A 19,836-nucleotide genomic window follows, 5' to 3' on the forward strand; every position below is an offset into this window, starting at 1 on the left:
CCCGCCTCGTCGGCCGCGGCGACGAAGGCGACGCGGCGATCGGCGCCGCCGAGGCCGGGGCCGGGGTTGGACGGCCGGTCGGTCACGCCACGGGCGAAGGCGGTGAACTTGCGGGTGACCGCGATCGAGTGATCGATGACCTGGGCGACGTCCCAGCCGGGGTTCGGCGTCGGAAGCCCGAGCTCCGCCGGGGTGACCTGGTCGAGCAGATCGCGCCATGCCTCCAGGGCGGCGCCGAGAGCCCGCACGGTCGGGTGGTCGTCCACCCTCCCCACGCTAGAGCGCGTTCGGCTCGACGCCGCCTCCCACGGCACCGAGCCGGTCAGGATCACCCACGGGGGTCGGGACGGCCGGGGGCTGAACGAACGGGCCGAGGCATGGCGGCCCGTCGCCGCCGAGCGCCTGTCCGTCGAGACGTGCCGTCCGGTCGCGGCCGACGCCGTACCCGCCCATCTCGAGCAGGTGATCGACAACCTCATCGACAACCTCATCGACGACGCGTTGACCGTCACGCCGCCGGGCGCGTACGGCTCGGCATGAGCGACGAGGCCATGGCCGAGGCGTTCCGGCGCTTCCGTAGCGGGCACGAGACTCGGCCTGGCGATCGCCCATCGGCTCATCACCGCCGACGGTGGAACGACGCGGCTGTCCGGGTGGGCGCACCGTGACGCTCGATCTCCCGGCCGCGACCCGATGGCGGTTTCCGCGGCCTCGGAGCGGGAACCTCACTGCGAACTCGACGTCTCATCAGGAAACGGGAGGAGCCACACATGTCACATGGCGGCGGATTCTCCGGAGGCCACCACGGCGGCTTCAGCGGGGGGCACCACCACGGCGGGGTCGGCGGGCATCATCATCACGGCGGCGACGGCAACCCCGTCCCCGGCGTTCCCCTGGCCGGGGTGAACGGCGGGCGACGGCGCGAGGTGCCGCCCGCCGTCGGCGTCGTGGCCGTCCTGGTCCTGATCGGCCTCGCGATCCTCATCGCCTACGCCGGCTGACGCCCGATGCGGCCGGGGCCCGCTGCCGGTTCGCCCGTGCGGGATCTACGATGGCGCATCACCATCGTCGGGCCGAAGGGAGCGCCGCCGTGGACGCGGACGTCATCGTGGTCGGAGCCGGACTGGCGGGACTGGTCGCGGCGCACGAGCTCACCAGCCGAGGCCGGAAGGTGGCGCTGGTTGACCAGGAGAACGCCGCCAACCTCGGCGGCCAGGCCTACTGGTCCTTCGGCGGGCTGTTCCTCGTCGACTCGCCCGAGCAGCGGCGCCTGAGGATCAAGGACTCCTTCGACCTGGCGTGGAACGACTGGCGGGGCAGCGCGCAGTTCGACCGCCTGGAGGACGAGGACTCCTGGGCGGAGCGCTGGGCCCGCGCGTACGTCGAGTTCGCCGCCGGGGAGAAGCGCTCCTGGCTCGCCGGCCACGGCATCGAGCTCACGCCGGCGGTCGGCTGGGCCGAGCGCGGCGACCTGCGCGCGGACGGCCACGGCAACTCCGTGCCGCGCTTCCACGTCGCGTGGGGCACCGGAACCGGCGTGGTCGGGCCGTTCGTCCGCCGGGCGCGGGAGGCGGCCGACGCCGGGCTGCTGACGTTCCACCACCGGCGCCGGGTGGATGAGATCGTCGTCCACGACGGCGCCGTCACCGGGGTCCGCGGCACCGTGCTCGCCGAGGACGACTCGGCGCGCGGGGTCGCCAGCAGCCGCGAGGCGACGGGCACGTTCGAGCTGAGCGCGCAGGCCGTCATCGTGGCCAGCGGAGGGATCGGCGCCGACCACGACATCGTGCGGCGCTACTGGCCCGAACGCCTGGGCACCGCGCCGGAGACCATGATCACAGGGGTGCCCGCCTACGTGGACGGGCGGATGCTGGACATCTCCGCCGACGCGGGTGCGCGGCTGGTCAACCGCGACCGGATGTGGCACTACACCGAGGGGGTGCGCAACTGGGACCCCGTCTGGCCCGGCCACGGCATCCGCATCCTGCCGGGGCCCTCCTCGATGTGGTTCGACGCGCTGGGCCGCCGCCTGCCGGACCCCTGCCTGCCCGGGTACGACACCCTCAGCACGCTGAGGCACCTGCGCACCACCCCCGACATCGCCGGGTACGACCACTCGTGGTTCGTGCTCACCCAGAAGATCATCCAGAAGGAGTTCGCGCTGTCGGGATCGGAGCAGAACCCCGACATCACCAGCGGCGACCGCAAGGCGGTCCTCCGTGAGCGCCTGTCCCGTGGGGTGCCCGGCCCGGTGGAGGCGTTCAAGCGCCAGGGCGCCGACTTCGTGGTCGCCGCGACGCTGGATGACCTGGTGACGAAGATGAACGGGCTGACCGACGAGCCGCTGCTGGACCCGGCCGTCCTGCGCCGCCAGGTCGAGGCCCGTGATCTGCAGGTCGCCAACCCGTACAGCAAGGACTCCCAGATCCAGGGGATCCGCAACGCGCGCCGCTACATCGGGGACCGGCTCGGCCGCGCCGCGGCCCCGCACCGGATCCTCGACCCGCAGGCCGGGCCGCTGATCGGCGTCAAACTCCACATCCTCACGCGCAAGACGCTCGGCGGCATCCAGACCGACCTCGACTCCCGCGCGCTCGGCCAGGACGGGCGGCCCGTGGACGGCCTGTACGCGGCCGGGGAGGTGGCCGGCTTCGGCGGCGGAGGCGTGCACGGCTACAACGCGCTGGAGGGCACCTTCCTCGGCGGCTGCCTGTTCTCCGGCCGCCGGGCGGGCCTCGCGGCGGCAGCCGCCACCGCCTGACCAGAACCCGCCTCATCGGTCAGCCCCGTGACGCCGCGTTCGCCGGGTCCGTCGGCGCGCGGCCGTACCGGCGGGTGATCTCTCGTACGGTCGTGCGCCCATCGAGGACGATGATCCGGTCCGCCTCCGGCGCGAGATGGAGGTCGTGGGTGATGAGGATGGTCGTACGGCCCCTCATGAGGCGGCGCAGCGGGTCGAGCACGCGGCGGGCGGTCGGGGCGTCCAGGCCGGTGGTCGGTTCGTCGAGGATGAGCACGGGGGCGTCACGCAGCATCGCGCGGGCGATGGCGATCCGCTGGCGCTGTCCGCCGGACAGCAGGCGTCCCTGCCGGCCGACCGGTGTGTCGTAGCCCTCGGGCAGGGCCGTGATGAAGTCGTGGGCGTCGGCGGCCCGGGCGGCGGCGACGATCTGCTCCTCGGTGGCGCCCGGGCGGCCGTACGCGATGTTGTCGCGCACCGGCCCGGGGAAGAGCAGGGTCTCCTGCTGCAACACGGTGACGGTGTCGCGCAGCGTCGTCAGGGACAGCTCGCGGATGTCGACGCCGTCCAGGCGGATCCGCCCGCGGTCGGGGTCATAGAACCGCAGCAGCAGCTTGCCGATCGTGGATTTGCCCGCGCCGCTGGGCCCGGTGACCAGGACGAGCTCCTCCGGTCCGGCGCGGAAGGAGAAATCCTCGATCGCGGGCCGGTCGCCGCCCGGATAGCGGAAGGTGACGTTGTCGAAGGCCACCCGCCCGCGTCGCGCGGCGTGGGTGCGGGGCACCGGGGGTTCGGCGACCCCGGGCGGTGTCTCCATGATCTCGATGATGCGGTCGGCGCTGGCCGCCGCCTCCGAGGCGGTCAGGCCGACGTCTCCCAGGCTCTGGATCGGCGGGTAGAGGTAACCGAGGTAGGCGGCGAACGCGAGCAGGCCGCCGAGCGTGATGCGGCCGCGCGCGAGCTCCCAGGCGCCGACGCCGAGGACGAGCAGGACGCACACCGTCTCGATCACCTGGACCAGCGGCTCGTACAGCGCGGACAGCCGGTGCTCGGCCATCTTCGCCTCCAGCCACGTCACTCCCTCGCGGTGCAGGCGCCGCCGCTCGGTGGGCTGCCGGTTGTACGCCTGGATGAGGGCGTGGTTGGACAGGCTCTCCTCCACGACGCTCGTCATGATCCCGTCGCTCTCCCGCTCCCGTACCGCCGTCTCCCGGAACCGCGCGGTGAAGCGGCGTACGGCGACCCAGAACAGCGGTGCGAGGGCGAACGAGACGAGGGCCAGGTCCCAGCGGACGTACAGCGCCGCGCCGGCGAAGAACACCGCACTGACGACGGAGGTGACGGTCTTGATCAGCCCGGAGGCGACGAACTGCTCGATCGCCTCCACGTCGTCGGTCAGCCGCACCATGAGGTCACCGGTCCGGCCGCGGTCGAAGAAGTCGGGCGAGAGGCGCTGGACGTGGGCGAAGACCGAATCCCGCAGTCGCAGGAGGAATCGCTCGCCCACGAGGGTCGTGAGGTAGTCGCCGCCGAAGGAGGCGACGGCGGTCAGCACCGAGAGTTGCAGCCACACGAGGGCGGGCGTCCAGAACGCGGCGAGGTTCTTGGCGGCCAGCACGTGGTCGGTGATGAGGCCGAAGATCCAGATCGCGGCGGCCTCACCTGCGGCGGCCAGGACCAGCAGCAGCGCTCCGGCCACGAGCCACCGGCGGATCCCGCGCGTGTACGGCCAGAATCGGCGGAACGCCTCCCGCGCGGAGACACCGTCTCGCGAAGCCTTCGATGGCGATTTCATGTTCCCTCCCGCGACGAGAAGGGAGCCGGCGGTCACCGGCTCCCTCTTCCCCCGTTAATTCGTCAGCGGGGCGTCCGCTTGATGGGCTTCTTGTGCTTCTTGGGTGCCGGCTTGCGAGGCGGCTCGACCTTGCGGTTCCTGCGCGGGACGGGCAGTTTACGGAAACTCATCTTCGGGTCCTTTCAGTACCCCTCCGTCACCTTTCGGCGCTTACCGGAAAGACATTAGGAACCGACCCTGAAAATCCGGCGAGACCACGATGAGATGAGCTTTAATTGCGCGTGATATCGAGCTGAGCGGGCCGCCGCGAACGCGAATGCCGGGCCCTGGCACCGCGTGGCCTACCCGAGCAGCAGTTGCCGCCGGGCCGAGCTGACGTGATGGCGCATCGCGGCGATGGCGGCCTCCGGGTTGTGCGTCACGATGGCGAGGAGGATGGCCTGGTGCTCCTCGAGCGAGCCGCGCCGCGGGTGAGGGGCGGAGAGGTTGCGGTACTGACGCATCACGAGCGGGTACAACAGGCTGTCGTAGGCCCGGGCCAGCGTCATCTGGTGCGCGGCCTCCTTCACCTGCTGATGAAACCTGCGGTTGCCCTTGGAGTACTCCGCCTGGTCGCCGCGGGCCTGGGCGTCCTCCATGGCCTCGAGGGTCCGGCGCATCTCGCGGATGTCCTCCTCGGTCGCGCGTTCCGCGGCCTTCCCGGCGAGGGCGGACTCCAGCGTCTCCCGCGCTTCGAGAATGTCGGCCGCCTCCTCGGCCGAGAAGCTCCGCGTCCGCACCCCGCGATTGACCTCACTGGTGACGTAGCCCTCCTGGACCAGGCGGACCAGAACCGAACGCATCGTGCCCCGCGAGACGTTGAACTTCTGGGTCAGATCCGCCTCTGTCAGCCGCGTGTTCGGTTCGATGCTCCCCGACAGCAGCAGCGAGCGCAGCCCTTCGTACGCCTGGCTGTACCGGGTGGCCGCGCCGCCCTTGTCGGGAGTGCCATTGTTACTGCTCAGATCCACGTTGATCGCCTATGTGCCTCAGTGAGATCGATGAACCGCGTGGGCGGTTCAGTTCTGCGTGTTGTCCAAACCCGGGTACAAACGCCGGGCCGTGCCCGCGAAGATAGCCGCTCGGGACTCCTCCGGAAGCGGACTCAGGACACTCCGCGCGAGGTCGAGGAGCTCCGGCAGCGACTGCTCGGCGGCCGGGCAGTTCGAGCCCCACGCGACGCGCTCCGCGCCGAACGCGTCCAGCACCGGCCCGAGGAAATCGGCGGCCTCGTCTCCGGCGTCGTGCAGCCGCTCCAGGTTCCGGTGCGTGAGCTTGAGGTGCAGGCCGGGATTTCGCGCAAGGCCGGCCACCTCCTTGCCCGCTCGGGCGGGCGACGCGGCGATGTCCGGATATCCCATGTGGTCGAGGAGCACCGTGACCGTGGGGTGGCGCTCCAGCACCGAGACCAGCTGTGCCGTCGCCGGTCCGAGGCGCATCTGGAGGCAGACGGTGACGCCCAGCTCGCCGGCCCGCCGCCAGAACTCCTCCGTCTCGGGCGCGGCGAACCACTCGCCCTGGGTCGGCACGGTGCTGCCGCTGGTGAACAGCCGCACTCCGGCCAGGCCCCCGTCGCCGCACAAGTCGGCGAGACGCGTGCCGGCGTCCGGCTCCAGCGGGTCGAAGGTGCCCACGGCGATGAAGCGGTCGGGCCAGCGCCGGCGGCTGTCCAGGACGTACGAGTTGTCATACCCGTAGTTGGTGGTGGCCTGGACCAGGACGGACTGCCGGATACCCACCTCGTCCATGCGGGCGACCATTCCCTCCGCGGTCACCGGGCGGGAGGCGGCCCACGTCGACTGTTTCCCGCCGATGGGCGCCCGCGGATACCGGGTCTCGTCCGCCGCGATGATGTGGCAGTGCGTGTCGATGACGTCCATGGTTGCTACTCCCCTGCTCGCACGTGTGTTCCTCCGGATGAGAACTAGGCGTCCGGATAGTCGCCGTCGGCGAAGAGCTCGCGCGGATCGGTGAGAGTGTCCGCGTCGAGCAGGCCCTGGTCGCGGGAGAAACGCACCAGCGCGTCCAAAGTGGCCTCATTGGCGTCACGGCCGTACGGAAGGGGGTCACCGCCGATCTGCCGCGCCTGCCGGGCGAGGCGCGGCAGCGCGGTCCACTCGGGGTCCGCGGCGACCTGCCGGCGCTTGTTCTCGACCAGTGCCGCGTACAGCGCGGTCGGCAGTTCGGGGTTCCGCTCGACGAGTTCGGCGCGGAGCGCGACCAGCGAGTGGCACGGATAGATCCCGGTACGGACGTACCAGTCGGTGGCCAGCACGTCGGACTCCGCGAACAGCGGGTACGGGCCGTCGCCGCCGGCGGCGTCGGGTTCGGCCGCCGCGGTCCAGCCCGCCCGGGGCGCGCCGGCCCGGCCGGTGCCGGCGTTCCCGGTGAAGGCGGCGTCGATCTCCCCGGCACGGAGGAGCTCGGCGAGGGACCGCCCGTCGGTGACCCGCTCCACGTTCTCCGGTGCCCGCCCCTCGACGTGGTCGTCGTCGTCCACGACCCAGGTGATCTTGTCGATGTTCACGCCGTACTCGTCCCGGAGGACCCCGCGCACCCACACGCCGGTGGTCACCGAGTAGGCGCGTACCCCCACGCGGCGTCCCTCCAGGTCCGACGGGAGCCCGATCCCCGAGCCGGCGGCGCACTGGACGTCGCCGTGGTGGAACCGCCGGTTGAGGAACACCGGTATCGCGGTGAGGGGAACGCCGGCCTGGCGGGCCATCAGGTACGACACCGGCGCCAGCTCGCACACGTCGAACTCCAGGTCACGGATCATGCGCCGGTAGGCGCCGATGATCGGCCTGACCTCCACCGGCTCGACCCGGTGCCCGTCGACCGCGACCTCGCCGTCGAGCAGCGCCCGCCCGTGGGGATAGTCCCCGAAAGCCACCGAAAGCAAGTCCATCTCCTGCCTCTCATTCGCATCCTTGGAGGTCCGCACGGCCGGCGCGCGGACCGGTGGGCTCCGGCCCGGCTCAGACGTTCTCGCCGTACTGCAGGCGGCGGTACGGGACGCTGAGCACGTTCCTGGTGATCCGGACGTCGATCACCGTGGGCCGGGGATCGCGCACGTACTCCGCGAGGGCGGCGCCGAGCTCCGCCGTGGTGCGGACCGTCGCCCCGCCACCGCCGAGCGCCGCCGCGACACGCCCCAGCTCGGGCGTTGGGATCACCGCGAGCTCCGGGTCCAGGCCCTTCGCCCGCGCCTTGTGGTACTCCGCGCCCAGCGCCTCGTCGTTCATCACCACGACGAGGATCGGGATCCCGTACCGGACCGCCGTCTCGAACTCCGACAGGTGCATCAGGAAGCTGGCGTCGCCCTCCACCACGAACGCGGGCCTGCCGCCGTCCGCCACGATCGACCCGATGGTCAGCAGCGGGGCCTGGCCGATGGCGCCGAACATCCCGTAGTTCGACAGGACCTCCCGCGACCGCTGGAAGAGCATGGTGCCGAAGTCCGTCTGGTGGCCGCTGCCCAGCACCAGGCCGATCTCGCCGGGAAGCTCGGCGTCCAGTACCTGGATCGCCTCGCGCGGGTCGAGGCGGCCCGGCTCGCGCACCAGCTCCGCGGGGTCCAGGAGCGGAGCGGTCAGCCGGCCCCGCACCTCGGCGGTGTGGAAGCCCTCGATCGCGACGGACCGGTCCTCCAGCGCCCGGCTCAGCTCCGTGACGGCGGTGACCGCGTCGGCCTGGATGTAGCAGTCCGCCGCCGCCCCGTTCCCCATGACGATGTGGGGAGAGGTGTCGATCTGGACGTACCTGGCCTCCGGGAACAGGTAGCCGTGCTCGATCGTGTAGCTGTTCAGGCTGGCGCCCACCGCGATCACGCAGTCGGCCTCCTGCAGCAGCTCCATCGCCACCTTGCTGCCGAACAGCCCGGAGATCCCCACGTGGAAGTCGGTGTCGCCGCACAGCCAGTTCTTCGCCTGGAGCGTCGTGGCCAGCAGGGCGCCGGTCTGCCTCTGGAGCCGGAGGATCTGCTCCCCGGCGCCCGCGCGACGCGCTCCGCGCCCCGCGATGATCACCACGCGCTTGCTCGCCCGGACGATGTCGCCGGCCTTCTCGATCCGGTCCGGGTCGGGCAGGAGCCGCGGTCGCTCAAGGAGGTCCGCGGAGGGGACGTAAGAGCCGGTGTCCTCACACTCCTGCTGCTGGACGTCGATGGGGGCGCTGAGCATCACCGGCCGCGACTCGGTGCGCGCGCGGTAGAAGGCCCGCTGCACCGCCTCCTCGGCGAGGTCGGGCCGGGTGAGGTGGACGAACTCGCACTCGATCGCGGCGGCGAAGCGCCGTTGGTCGAGATACTGCACGGCGTCCTCGTCACCCAGCGGGGTCTCCCCGCAGAAGGCGACCAGCGGGGTACGCGCCCGGCTCGCCACGATCATGGAGGTGGCCAGCTGCGCCGTGCCCGGCCCGCTGGTCGTCGTCACGACGCCCGGTCTCCCGGCCGTACGCGCCCAGCCGTCCGCCATGCCGAGACCGGACCCCTCGTGCCGCACCTCGTACAGGCGCACGCCCTGCCGGGCGAGCGCGTTCATCCAGTGCATGTTCGCGTCGCCCATCATGCCGAAGACGTCGCTCGTCCCCTCCTTGACGAACGCCTCGGCGAGCGCTTCATAGACCTTCAATTCCCCGGCTCCTTCGCAGACTTCACTTGCATCCGAAACGGCGTGGGCTCATGCCTCGGGCCGGACGCGGTTCCTGGACTTGAGCACGCCCTCCAGCCGCCCGAACACCCGCAGCGCGTTGCCGCCGTACACCGCTCGCCGGTCGGCCTCGCTCAGGGACTCGACGGAGTCCAAGAGGTACTTGGTGTCGTCGAACCGGTGCCCGGTCTCCGGATCCACCCCGCGGACGGCGCCGATCATCTCCGAGGCGAACAGGATGTTCTCGGCGGGAATGACGTCCGTCAGCAGTTCGAGACCCCGCCGGTGGTACACGCACGTGTCGAAGAAGACGTTCCGCAGCACCAGTTCCTCCAGCGGAGGCCGTCCCTGGTCCTGCATCACGCCGCGGTACCGGCCCCAGTGGTACGGGACGGCGCCGCCGCCGTGCGGGATGATGAGCTTCAGCGTCGGGAAGTCGGTGAACAGGTCCGACAGGCACAGCTGCATGAACACTGCGGTGTCGCCGGCCAGGTAGTGCGCGCAGGTGCCCTGCAGCGACGGGTTCCGCGACATCGCCACATGGATCATCGCGGGAACGTCGAGCTCGACCATCTTCTCGTAGAGCGGGTAGTAGACCTTGTCGGTCAGCGGCGGCGCCTGGTAGTACCCGTCCGACGGGTCCGGGTTGAGCAGGCACCCGACGAAGCCCAGCTCCTCGACGCACCGCTCGAGTTCGACGGCGGAACGCCGGACGGACGACTCCAGGGCGTCCCCGGGAGACTGCGGGAGCTGGCACACTCCGACGAACCGATCGGGGAAGAGCCCGCAGACCCGGCTGATCAGGTCGTTGCTGACGCGAGCCCAGGCCAGGCTGGTCTCCTCGTCGCCGTAGTGGTGGGCCATCTTGCCCGCGCCCGGGGAGAACAGCGCGACGTCGACGCCGCGCTCCCGCTGCAGCTTCAGCTGCCCCTGTTCGATGGCGGCTCTTACCTCGTCGTCGCTGATGCGGAGTTCGTCGGGCGAGACGCGTGCGCCCGATTCCTCGAACGCCCGGATCTGCCGTTCCCGCCACTTCCCGAGCGCCGGCGGCGCCGTGGTGAAGTGACCGTGGCAGTCGATGAGCATGACAGTCTCCGATGTGAGTGGGTTCCGCGGGCCCTCAGGCGCGGCCGGTCAGCGTCCGGCCCCGTTCCAGGGCCGGGTGGGTCCGCACCGGGAGGGACATCAGGAAGCGGTAGCCGTCGTCCAGCACCTGCTCGACGTTGTCGGCCGTCACGTGCGGGTGGCCGACGGCGACCCCCCGTTCCCGGCAGATGCCGAGGATCCGGCGCTTGCACTCCCGCATGCGCGGGTGCTCGTACTGCCGGGGAATCCCCAGCTCCTGGCTCATGTCGCCCTCGCCGATGAGGATCAGCCCGATCCCCGGCACCTGGTCGAGCATCGCCGGCAGGTTCTCGATGGCGCGCTGACTCTCGATCATGAAGGCGACGAGGATCTCCCCGTCCGGGTCGAGCGGCCACACGTCGCTCTTCGCGTAGTACTCCTGGTTCGAGACACCCCAGTAGCGGGCCGCGGCGGCCGGGCTGTCCCCGCGCAGCCCGGCGGGTTCGAAGCGGGGGCTCCCGGGCGGCCGGGGGTAACGGCAGGCCGCGACCGCGTTGCGGGCCTCCTCGACCGTGTCGACGTGCGGCCAGACGATCCCGTACGCGCCGAGGTCCAGGGCCTGTTTCGCGTGCCACTGCGCCTTCTCACCGCCGTTGACGGGGATGCGCACGAGTGGCGTGACCGCGGGCGCCAGGCTGCCGGCGGTGAAGATCTGCCGCCGGTTCAGCAGGTACTGCATGCTGTCCCGGAGCGTGGCGGCGTCCCAGGGCCGGTGCTCGGTCTCGAACACCAGCGCGTCGTAGGCGGCGGTGCTGAACTCGACGGCGGCGGCCGGCTCCGGGGGCACGAAGGACGCGAAGACGTGCTGCCCCGCCTCCAGTCCGGCGATCACCTTATTGAGCCGTGGCGTTGCCACTGCCGGCCTCCTCGCTCGTTCGTCCGGAACCGGCCGGTGCCCCTTGCTGCGGCTTCCGGTGCAGCAGCCGCGCCCACCAGGCACGGAGCCGTTGCAGCGGGCCGGTACGCGCCGGTGCGGAGGGCCGCGGAGCGGACTCCGCCGCGGGCTCGGGCTCGGTGCAGCGCTCGACGAGCTGTGCCGAGAACTCCTTGGTCATCCTGGAGATCACGACGCCCGCGCCCGACTCGATCAGCGAGGCCAGCTTGCCCGTGAGGTTCACCTCGCCGTGGACGGTCACCCGTGAACCGCCGGCCGTCGGGTCCTCGACCACGCCGAACGTGGCATCGCCGCTGAAGCGTGTGGCCCCCTGCCCGTCCCGGCCGCGGGCCGAAAGGCGGCCCTCGTGCTCGGACTCTTCGAGCTCCAGGGAGATCCGGGCGGCGAACCTGACCCGGATCGCCGCGAACCTGGCGACCAGGACTCCGTCGAACGTGCCGTCGTCATGGGCGGCGCCGAGTTCGGCGCCCGGGATGCAGGACACGACGTCCGCGGGGTTCGACACGACCGCCCAGACCCGTTTCGGGGGACTCGGAACTGCGATGTCTTCTGCGATTTCTATCAATTCTCTGGACCTCGTTCGGTGGCTCACGGCCGCTTGTGTGCCGAAAGGAATGACCTACTGCTTCAACAGCGCCAGCGCGTCGGGCCGGAGGCTCAGGTCCGTGTAGCTCTTGGGGTCGAGCACCTTCTTCTGGGTGCCGCTCCTGACATTCTGCTGCTGGATGAAATTGAGCTTCTCCGTCGGCAGGTCGAGGGTCGGCGAGTAGGCGGTGGTCTTGTTGATGAACTGCCATTCGAGGTCGCCCTCGTCCTGGCTCCCGCCGGCGGCGACATAGGCCGCGACGTACTTGCTCTTCGACTCCGCGGTCGTGAGGTACTGAAAGAGCTTCGCGTACGAGGCCAGCACCTTCACCAGGGCCTTGCGCTTGCCCGAGACCGCCTTGGCGGAGGCCACCGCGCCCTGGTTGATCCAGAGTGGCAGCTCGTCGTTGACGGTGGTGATCATCCGCACACCCTTGGTCTCCGCCAGCGCCTTGTTGCCGACCTGTCCGTAACCGCAGTCGATCTGCTTGGCCAGGGCCGCCTTCAGGGAGTCGGCGCTGCTGCCGACGTTGCGGAAGGTGGCGTCCTTGGTCGACATCCCGTACTTCGCGAGCAACGCCTCGAACACGTCGTACAGCTCGGCACCGACCGCGCCCACGCCCAGCGTCTTGCCGCGCAGGTCACGGACCGACTTGACCTGCGGGTTCCCGCTGAAGAGCGCGCTCGTCGAGACGACCTGCGTGCCGCCCAGCACCTTCAGCCTCATGCCCTTGTCGATCGCGGGGAAGACGCCGATGAGGCCGCTCAGGACGGTGATGTCGGCCGAGCCCGAGGCGACCCCGGCCAGGACCTGGTTTCCGGAGCTGACGTTCGTGACCTTGGCGTTCACGCCGAAGGCCGTGAAGTAGCCGAGCTCGTCCATCAGGTGGTTGATGGCGATCGCGCCGGTGGCCGAGGTGTTAATGATCTTGACGGAATCGCCGTCTCCGCCGCCCGAACAGCCGGCGGTGAGGAGTCCCGTCGCACCGGCGGCGAAAACGCCGGCCGTGGTGCCGAGGAAACCTCTTCGCGAGACCGAACCGGTCCGCGCCTGCCAATGGTTCATAATCGTCTCCGTGCAGGACGAATGGACTACTTCAAGAGGGCCAGAGCCTCGCTCCGGAGGCTGAAATCCGTGTACTTCTTGTAGTCGAGGACCTTTTTCTGGCTGCCGGCCTCGACGTTCAGCTGCTGGACGTAATCGAACTTGGCCTCCGGCAGGTCGAGGGTCGGCGAGTAGGCGGTGTACTTGTTGATGAACGCCCACTCGATCTCGGCCTCGTCCTTGCCGCCCCCGGCGGCGACATAGGCGGCGACGTACTTGCTCTTCGACTCGTCGGTCGTGAGGTACTGGAAGAGCTTCGCGTACGCCGCCAGCACCTTCACCAGCGCCTTCCGCTTGCCCGCGATGGCCTTGGCGGAGGCGACCGAACCCTGGTTGATGTAGAGCGGAAGCTCACCGGCGACCGTGTTGAGCATCCGGACGCCCTTCGGCTTCGCGAGCGCCTGGTCGCCCACCTGCCCGTAGCCGACGTCGATCTGCTTGGCCAGCACCGACTTGAAGGAGTCCGCGCTGCTGCCGACGTTGCGGAACGTCACGTCCTTCGGCGAGATCTTGTACTTGTTCAGCACGGCGATGAAGCCGTCGTACAGCTGGGCGCCGACGGCTCCCACGCCCAGCGTCTTGCCGGCCAGGTCCTGGAACGACCTCACCTGCGGATTCCCGGTGAAGAAGGCCTCCGTCGCGACCACCTGCGTCCCGCCCAGAGCCTTCAGGGGCAGGCCCTTCTCGATCGCGGGGAACATGCCGATGAAGCCGCTCAGCACCGTGATGTCGGCCGAGCCGGAGGCCAGCGCCGCCACCACCTGGGTGCCCGAGCTGACGTTCGTGATCTTGGCGTTCACGCCGAAGGTCGCGAAGTAGCCGAGCTCGTCCATCAGGTGGTTGATGGTGAGCGAGGCGGTCGCGGCCGTGTTGGCGATCTTCACCGTGTCGCCACCGCCTCCGCCGCCCGAGCAGCCGGCGGTCAGTAGACCCGTCGCACCGGCGCCGACGCCGGCCGTCACGCCCAGGAAGGAGCGTCTCGAGAGCGAGTGATTCATTGCCGTCTCCGTGTCATGCCGAATCAGGGGGATGCTCAGATCACGAGCTGGGGATAGATACGGGCCGCGGTCCGCCCGAAGACGTCGGTCTGTTCTTCCGTCGTGAGTTCGCCGGCCGCCGCCTCGACGAGGTCGCGGAGTTCCGGCAGGCCACCGTCTGACGCCGGGAAGTTGGACCCCCAGGCGACGTGCTCGGAGCCGAAACCGTCCACCAGCCTTCGGACCAGCTTCCGGGCGTCGCCGCCCGGCTCGTCGTCGGCACGCCGCACGGTCACCGGCGTGATCTTCAAAAAGACGCCCTCGTACGCGGTGAGCCCGAACAGTTCCTCGGCCGCCGCGTACGGCGGCCCTCCGTCGAGGCGCGGCCGGGCGCCGTGGTCGAGCGCGATCACCAGGCGCGGGAACCGCTCCAGGACCGACAGCAGCGTGCCGGTGTTCCGCGAGTGCATCTGGACGCAGACCGGGATCCGCCGCGCCTCCAGGTGGGACCAGACGGCGTCCATCCTCGGATCGTCGAGTCGCGTGCTGCTCGGTACCGGGGTGGTGCCGTCGGCCGCGCGGATCCGTACACCGGCGAAGTTCCGCTCGTCGACCCAGTACTTGACCTGGTCGATCGCGTCGTCGGCGACGAAGTCGACCGAGCACACGCCGATCAGGCGGTCCTCGTGCCCGGCGAGCGCGTCGGCCGCGTAACGGTTGTCGAAGCCGTACACCGTGGACGCCTGCACCACGGCCGCCTTCTCGACGCCCGCGGCGTCGAGGTTGCGGAGCAGCCCGTCCAGGTCCACGGGGCGCTCGGCCGACCAGGCGGACCGCTTGCCGCCCAGCGGGCGATGAGGGTATCGATCCAGGTCCGGCGAGATGATGTGGGTGTGGAGGTCGGCCGTTGACATCGGCGGTCACCGGGTCCTCTCGCGCCAGGGGGCGACGACGTTCTCCAGCCAGCGGGCCAGTCCCGTCAGCAGGACGCCGAGCAGCATGAGGGTGAGGACCGGGACGAGCATGTAGTCGGTCTGGTAGCTGGCCCCGTACTTCTGGATCAGGCCGCCCAGCCCGGAGATGCCCGTGAAGAACTCCGCGGCGACGGTGCCGATCAGCGCCCTGCCGATGGAGATCCGCAGGCCGGTCATGATGAAGGGCACGGCACTCGGCAGGATGATCTTGCGGAACACCTGGCTCTCGGAGGCCACGAACGCCCGGCTGACGTCGAGGACGTTCTGCTCGACCTCATGGACGCCGGCGGCCGTGTTGAGCAGCATCGAGAACACGGTGAGGATGAACACCGTGACCACCTTGGACTCCATGCCGAGCCCGAACCACACGATGACCAGGGGGATGATGGCCAGCAGCGGTGTCGCGTTGAGCGCGCTGATGATCCACTCGACGGACGAGGCGACCAGCGAGTACCGCCCGATGATCAGGCCCACCACGACTCCGACCACGATGCCGAGCAGCAGGCCGAGCGCGAGGATCTCAAAGCTCCGGGCGATGGCGGACAGGAGCGCACCGGACGTGATCTCATCCCACGCGGCCTGGGCGACCGCGGTCGGGTAGGACGTGAACAGCGGGTCGCTCTTCCCGACGAGCTGCCACGCCACGAGGATCACGGCGGCGACCAGCAGGCGAAGGCCCCAGACCAGAGCCTTACGCCTCCGCTCCGCCTGCCGTAGCCGCCGCACCCAGGGCTCGTCCGCGGTCGCCGACCCGCCGTCGCCGGAGGGCCGCGTCATTACCACGCGATCTGTCGACATGATTCAGGCGCCTCCCGCGCGGATTTCCCGTGCCACGATGTCGCGGGCCTTGATGAACGCCGGGTCGGACTTGACGTCCAGGATGTTGGCCCGCGGGCGGGGCAGGTCGACGTCGACCACCGTGTGCACGCGCCCCGGGTGAGCCAGCAGCACGAGAACCCGATCGCTGAGGTAGATGGCCTCGTCCAGGTCGTGCGTCACGAACATGATCGTTTTCCGGGTCTTGGCGTTCAGGTCGAGCAACTCGACCTGAAGCTCCTCCCGCGTCTGCGCGTCCAGGGCGGAGAACGGCTCATCCATCAGGAGGATCTCCGGATCCACCGCGAGGGCGCGGGCCAGCCCGACCCGCTGCTGCATGCCGCCGGAGAGCTGCTTGGGGTAGTACTTCTCGTAGTCGCCGAGCCCCACCAGCCGCAGCGCGTCACGCGCCTTCTGCTCGCGTTCGCCCTTGGCGACCCGCTTGAGCTCCAGCCCGAACTCCACGTTCCGCAGGGCGCTGCGCCAGGGCAGCAGCGACGCCTGCTGGAACACGATGGCCCGGTCCAGGCCCGGCCCCGTCACCTCGCGGCCGGCCACCCGGAGGGTGCCGTCGTCCGGCGACAGCAGGCCGCCCACGATGCGCAGCAGCGTGGTCTTCCCGCACCCGCTCAGGCCGACGACCGAGACGATCTCGCCCTCGTACATCGTGAAGGAGATGTCGCTGAGCACCTGGGTGAACGACGGGCGGCGCCCGTCGCCGATGGAGCGGAAGCCGTGCGAGACCGATTCGACGGCCAGTTTCGTCGGACGGTCGTCTGTCCTCGGCACGATGGCGGACATCACGCCCCCACGTACCGGGTGAAGTCCGCGAACAGGTCCTCGGCCGTGAACTCGGACCGGATGAGCCCCTGCTCGCGCGCGTACCGGATGGCCAGGCGCAGTGCCGCCATGAGGGAGTCGCTCAGGCCGTAACGGACGGCGCGCTGCCGCGACGTCAGCGGGCCGTCGGGCCGCGCGGCGTCGATGCTCGCCGTCAGGGCGTCGTAGATGCCCCTGACCGCTTGCGGATCGTCCTTCAGCACGTCCGTACGGACGGTCAGCATGTGGTTGATCGGCACGGTCGCGTGCCGCTCGGCCCACGCCCGCTCGGCCTCCTGCCAGTTCTGGATGACCGGGACGAGCCTGGCGCCGTCGTCATCGATGGCCACGGGGCCGAGCACCGCCGCGGCGATGTCGCCGTCGCGCAGCAGATCGACGATCTTGCCGGAGGTGCGCTCGACGTACGGGGGCTCGACGTACTCGGCCACGTGCGGGCCCTCCGTGGTGACCCACGTGATCTGGTCGGCCTCGATGCCGTGGTCCTCCTTGAGGGCGCCGCGGACCCAGAGCCCGGTCGTCTGGGTGTACGCGCGGACGCCGACGCGCCGGCCCACGAGCTCCTTGGGGTGCCGGATCGGCCCGCCGGGCCACTGGGAGAGGGAATGGTGATGGAAGTCGCCGTTCATGACGACCGGCAGGAGGCTGATCTCCTTGCCCTCGTCCCTGGCCTGGAGATACGTCGCGATCGCCATCTCGGACACGTCGAACTTCAGCTCGCGGACCATGGGCGCGAACGCCTGGTAGATCGGGTCGATATCCGCGAAATCCAGCCGGCAGTTCTCGACCTCGCGCTCCCCCGTCTTCAACGGGGTCGTGTGCGCGTAGTTACGTACTGCCACGGTGTACGTGTTCAAGGTTTCTGACCTTCCAGTGACGTGCGGACTTCGTCGGTGGGCACCTTGGGGAGCGAGAACGCGCATTCGGCGTTCTCGCTGAGAACAGCGGCTCACGGTTCCTCCGGCCGCGCGGCTCGGCGGCGGAGAAGGGCGCGACGCGCTCCCTACCAGGGGACGGGGCGGTCCGGACCGCCGGCGAGCGTGCGCACGGGAGCTGGGCGGATCGCGCCTTTCCCGAGGTCACGCGGATCGATCGGCATTTCTCGTCTCCTCTGCCGGCCAACGGACAAGGCGATCCCGCTTGCGCCCGTGCGATGTTCGGGGGTTCTCGTCATCGGCCTGCCGGTCATCATCGACCCGCCAGAGTGATTGTCGAACAATGAGTGCGGTGAGCGTAACATTGCCGAATCATGACGGCAAGATGTCCAGGAAAATCGCTTCAGGCGGAAACTTGATGTTAAACAATCCAGCCGCCACCGTTCCGCCGGGCGGTGCCGCACGACGGGCGTCCGGATTTAAATCAAGCGATTGACTTACGTCGCGGTTTCGGGTTGGCTGGTCGCGTCCGGGCCTTACACGCAGGCCTGACCGAGAGGAAGGTGCGCGGTGGAACACGGCGACGGTGAGCAGGTGCTCGGCTACCCGATCCCGAGCCCGGCGGCGTTGGAGCCGCCGGTGGAGTGGGCCGACCTGCGGAGAAGGTGCCCGGCCGCCCGCGTGACGCTGCCCAGCGGCGACGAGGCGACGCTGCTCACCCGCTACGCCGACGTACGGAAGGTGCTGTCCGACCCTCGGTTCAGCCGGCGCTTGAACGCCGAGGACGCGGCCCGGATCGCCGACAGCGAGTCGGGCGGGGTGTTCAACGGTGAGATCGCCGGCATCCTCCCCCAGTCGGGCGAGGAGCATCAGCGCTGGCGCCGGATGATCACCAAGTGGTTCACGGCCCGGCGGATGGCCGCGCTCCGGCCCGCCATCGAGGCGATGGCCGGTCATCTCGTCGACGAGATGACCGAGCACGGCCCGCCCGCGGACCTGAAGGCGAGCCTGGGATTCCCGCTGCCGGTGTGGGTGATCTGCGACCTCCTGGGCGTCGACGACGCCGACCGCGACCGGTTCGCCTACTGGTCCGACACCTTCCTCAACCTGACCCGCTACACGGACGAACAGGTCGCGGCGGCGCAGGCCGAGTTCGTCGCGTACATGACCGCGCACGTCACGGCCAAGCGGGACGACCCGGGCGAGGACCTGCTCAGCGAACTCACGACGGCCACCGACGCGCGGGGCGACCGGATGTCGACCGAGGTCCTGGTGGCCACGGGCCAGGGCCTGCTCGTCGCCGGGCACGAGACCACGGCGAACATGATCGCCAAGATGGCGGGTCTGCTGCTGGCCGACCGGCGGCGTTGGGAACGGCTGCTGGCGGACCGGTCCCTGGTGCGCTCCGCGGTGGAGGAGGTGCTGCGGTTCGACGCCAACGCCGGCATCGGCATGCCGCGCTACATCGGGGAGGAGGTCGAGCTCGCCGAGACCGTGCTGCCCGGCGGCACGACCGTGATGTGCAGCATGGCCGCGGCCAACCGCGACGAGAGCGCCTTCGACGACGCGGACCGGATGGACCTGACCCGCAGCCCCAACCCTCATCTGGCCTTCGGCTCCGGGGCGCACTCCTGCCTCGGCCAGGCGCTGGCCCGCACCGAGTTGCAGGCGGTGCTCGACGTCCTGCTGCGCCGGCTCCCCTCCCTGCGCCTGGCCGTCCCGCCCGTGGAGCTGCGCCGGGTCGAGGGGCTCGCCGTCGGGGGGCTGCGCGAGGTCCCGGTCCGATGGTGAGCGTGGCCGGCCCGTCGAGCGTGCTGGTCGTCGGAGCCTCCGCCGCCGGGCTCTGCACCGCGGAGGCGCTGCGGCGCAAGGGCTACACGGGGCGGCTGACGGTCCTGGGCGGCGAACCGCACCTGCCCTATGACCGGCCGCCCCTGTCCAAACAGGTGCTCTCCGGCGCCTGGACACCGGACCGGGCGTGGCTGCGCACGGAAGAGGCGCTGGCCGGTCTCGACGCGGAGTTCCTCCTCGCCGACCCCGCGACCGGCCTGGACCCGGCCACCCGTACGGTCCGGACGGCCTCGGGACGGACGCTGCGCGCCGAGGTCGTCGTCGTGGCCACCGGCGCACGACCCCGCACGTTGCCCGGACAGGCCGGTCTCGCCGGTGTGCACGTCCTGCGCACGCTCGACGACGCGCTCGCCCTGCGGGCCGGCCTCCTCGCCTCATCGAGACTCGTGGTCGTCGGGGACGGGGTGCTCGGGGCCGAGGTCGCCGCGACCGCGCGGACGCTGGGCCTCGACGTCACCCTGACCGGCCCTCGGCCCGCCCCGATGACGGGGTCGCTCGGCCCGCTGGCCGCGAACCTGCTCGCCGAGTTGCACGCCGAGCACGGCGTACGCCTGCGGATGGGCGCCCGGGTCG

General features: G+C 70.4%; 19 protein-coding genes. 4 read left to right on the plus strand and 15 right to left on the minus strand.

The window, feature by feature from the left end; genetic code table 11:
• On the minus strand, positions 1 to 266 hold a 266-nt coding region (locus ACFFNX_RS16105; RefSeq protein ID WP_378201898.1), incomplete at its 3' end, for a maleylpyruvate isomerase N-terminal domain-containing protein.
• Positions 267 to 770: 504 nt separating this feature from the next.
• Here ACFFNX_RS16105 and ACFFNX_RS16110 point away from each other — a divergent pair.
• Positions 771 to 1,001 carry a hypothetical protein gene (locus ACFFNX_RS16110; RefSeq protein WP_378201901.1) on the plus strand — a complete coding sequence of 77 codons (231 nt, stop codon included), beginning with the start codon at positions 771 to 773 and terminating at the stop codon, positions 999 to 1,001.
• A 50-nt stretch (positions 1,002 to 1,051) separates the two neighbouring features.
• Complete coding sequence (locus ACFFNX_RS16115; protein ID WP_378201904.1) at positions 1,052 to 2,761, plus strand: FAD-binding dehydrogenase; 1,710 nt, start codon at positions 1,052 to 1,054, stop codon at positions 2,759 to 2,761.
• A 19-nt stretch (positions 2,762 to 2,780) separates the two neighbouring features.
• Here the strand turns inward: ACFFNX_RS16115 and ACFFNX_RS16120 are convergent, their stop codons facing one another.
• The 14 genes from ACFFNX_RS16120 to ACFFNX_RS16185 all read right to left on the minus strand — a co-directional run bounded on the left by ACFFNX_RS16120 (position 2,781) and on the right by ACFFNX_RS16185 (position 17,379).
• Positions 2,781 to 4,535, minus strand: a complete 1,755-nt coding sequence (locus ACFFNX_RS16120; RefSeq protein ID WP_378201907.1) for an ABC transporter ATP-binding protein — start codon at positions 4,533 to 4,535, stop codon at positions 2,781 to 2,783.
• A 341-nt stretch (positions 4,536 to 4,876) separates the two neighbouring features.
• Positions 4,877 to 5,545 carry a GntR family transcriptional regulator gene (locus tag ACFFNX_RS16125; RefSeq protein ID WP_378201910.1) on the minus strand — a complete coding sequence of 223 codons (669 nt, stop codon included), beginning with the start codon at positions 5,543 to 5,545 and terminating at the stop codon, positions 4,877 to 4,879.
• Between the two features lie 48 nt (positions 5,546 to 5,593).
• A complete protein-coding gene (locus ACFFNX_RS16130; protein WP_378201913.1) occupies positions 5,594 to 6,454 on the minus strand; it encodes an amidohydrolase family protein in 861 nt (286 codons plus the stop codon).
• Positions 6,455 to 6,498: 44 nt separating this feature from the next.
• Positions 6,499 to 7,476 (minus strand): substrate-binding domain-containing protein, encoded by a 978-nt coding sequence (locus tag ACFFNX_RS16135; protein WP_378201916.1) that lies wholly within the window; start codon positions 7,474 to 7,476, stop codon positions 6,499 to 6,501.
• 76 nt (positions 7,477 to 7,552) lie between these two features.
• Positions 7,553 to 9,205, minus strand: a complete 1,653-nt coding sequence (locus ACFFNX_RS16140) for a thiamine pyrophosphate-binding protein (RefSeq protein ID WP_378201919.1) — start codon at positions 9,203 to 9,205, stop codon at positions 7,553 to 7,555.
• Positions 9,206 to 9,253: 48 nt separating this feature from the next.
• The gene (locus ACFFNX_RS16145; protein WP_378201922.1) at positions 9,254 to 10,309 is read right to left on the minus strand and encodes an amidohydrolase family protein; all 1,056 of its coding nucleotides are present in this window, start codon (positions 10,307 to 10,309) and stop codon (positions 9,254 to 9,256) included.
• 34 nt (positions 10,310 to 10,343) lie between these two features.
• Complete coding sequence (locus tag ACFFNX_RS16150; protein ID WP_378201925.1) at positions 10,344 to 11,204, minus strand: HpcH/HpaI aldolase family protein; 861 nt, start codon at positions 11,202 to 11,204, stop codon at positions 10,344 to 10,346.
• On the minus strand, positions 11,182 to 11,835 hold the full coding sequence (locus ACFFNX_RS16155) for an SRPBCC domain-containing protein (protein WP_378201928.1): 654 nt from the start codon (positions 11,833 to 11,835) through the stop codon (positions 11,182 to 11,184). Before ACFFNX_RS16155 ends, ACFFNX_RS16150 begins: the two co-directional genes overlap by 23 nt.
• Before the next feature lie 27 nt (positions 11,836 to 11,862).
• Entirely contained in the window at positions 11,863 to 12,894 is a 1,032-nt protein-coding gene (locus ACFFNX_RS16160) for an ABC transporter substrate-binding protein (RefSeq protein ID WP_378201931.1), read from the minus strand.
• 26 nt (positions 12,895 to 12,920) lie between these two features.
• Positions 12,921 to 13,931 carry an ABC transporter substrate-binding protein gene (locus ACFFNX_RS16165; protein WP_378201934.1) on the minus strand — a complete coding sequence of 337 codons (1,011 nt, stop codon included), beginning with the start codon at positions 13,929 to 13,931 and terminating at the stop codon, positions 12,921 to 12,923.
• A gap of 35 nt (positions 13,932 to 13,966) precedes the next feature.
• The gene (locus tag ACFFNX_RS16170; protein ID WP_378201937.1) at positions 13,967 to 14,824 is read right to left on the minus strand and encodes an amidohydrolase family protein; all 858 of its coding nucleotides are present in this window, start codon (positions 14,822 to 14,824) and stop codon (positions 13,967 to 13,969) included.
• A gap of 6 nt (positions 14,825 to 14,830) precedes the next feature.
• Positions 14,831 to 15,661, minus strand: a complete 831-nt coding sequence (locus tag ACFFNX_RS16175) for an ABC transporter permease (RefSeq protein ID WP_378201940.1) — start codon at positions 15,659 to 15,661, stop codon at positions 14,831 to 14,833.
• A 24-nt stretch (positions 15,662 to 15,685) separates the two neighbouring features.
• On the minus strand, positions 15,686 to 16,489 hold the full coding sequence (locus ACFFNX_RS16180) for an ABC transporter ATP-binding protein (RefSeq protein ID WP_378201943.1): 804 nt from the start codon (positions 16,487 to 16,489) through the stop codon (positions 15,686 to 15,688).
• Between the two features lie 11 nt (positions 16,490 to 16,500).
• On the minus strand, positions 16,501 to 17,379 hold the full coding sequence (locus tag ACFFNX_RS16185) for a substrate-binding domain-containing protein (protein WP_378201946.1): 879 nt from the start codon (positions 17,377 to 17,379) through the stop codon (positions 16,501 to 16,503).
• Between the two features lie 603 nt (positions 17,380 to 17,982).
• Between ACFFNX_RS16185 and ACFFNX_RS16190 the strand changes: the two genes are divergently transcribed.
• Together ACFFNX_RS16190 and ACFFNX_RS16195 are read left to right on the plus strand one after the other, a co-directional pair.
• A complete protein-coding gene (locus ACFFNX_RS16190) occupies positions 17,983 to 19,203 on the plus strand; it encodes a cytochrome P450 (protein ID WP_378201949.1) in 1,221 nt (406 codons plus the stop codon).
• Positions 19,204 to 19,205: 2 nt separating this feature from the next.
• Positions 19,206 to 19,836: NAD(P)/FAD-dependent oxidoreductase (locus ACFFNX_RS16195; RefSeq protein WP_378201952.1), on the plus strand; the 631-nt coding region annotated here is incomplete at its 3' end.

The organism is Actinoallomurus acaciae, assembly GCF_042429965.1.
Taxonomy (GTDB): domain Bacteria; phylum Actinomycetota; class Actinomycetes; order Streptosporangiales; family Streptosporangiaceae; genus Actinoallomurus; species Actinoallomurus acaciae.

Coding starts and splice junctions, on each gene's coding strand:
- ACFFNX_RS16110 (WP_378201901.1), top strand. CDS start 771: ATGTCACATGGCGGCGGATTCTCCGGAGGCCACCACGGCGGCTTCAGC.
- ACFFNX_RS16115 (WP_378201904.1), top strand. CDS start 1,052: ATGGCGCATCACCATCGTCGGGCCGAAGGGAGCGCCGCCGTGGACGCG.
- ACFFNX_RS16120 (WP_378201907.1), bottom strand. CDS start 4,535: ATGAAATCGCCATCGAAGGCTTCGCGAGACGGTGTCTCCGCGCGGGAG.
- ACFFNX_RS16130 (WP_378201913.1), bottom strand. CDS start 6,454: ATGGACGTCATCGACACGCACTGCCACATCATCGCGGCGGACGAGACC.
- ACFFNX_RS16145 (WP_378201922.1), bottom strand. CDS start 10,309: ATGCTCATCGACTGCCACGGTCACTTCACCACGGCGCCGCCGGCGCTC.
- ACFFNX_RS16160 (WP_378201931.1), bottom strand. CDS start 12,894: ATGAACCATTGGCAGGCGCGGACCGGTTCGGTCTCGCGAAGAGGTTTC.
- ACFFNX_RS16165 (WP_378201934.1), bottom strand. CDS start 13,931: ATGAATCACTCGCTCTCGAGACGCTCCTTCCTGGGCGTGACGGCCGGC.
- ACFFNX_RS16170 (WP_378201937.1), bottom strand. CDS start 14,824: ATGTCAACGGCCGACCTCCACACCCACATCATCTCGCCGGACCTGGAT.
- ACFFNX_RS16175 (WP_378201940.1), bottom strand. CDS start 15,661: ATGACGCGGCCCTCCGGCGACGGCGGGTCGGCGACCGCGGACGAGCCC.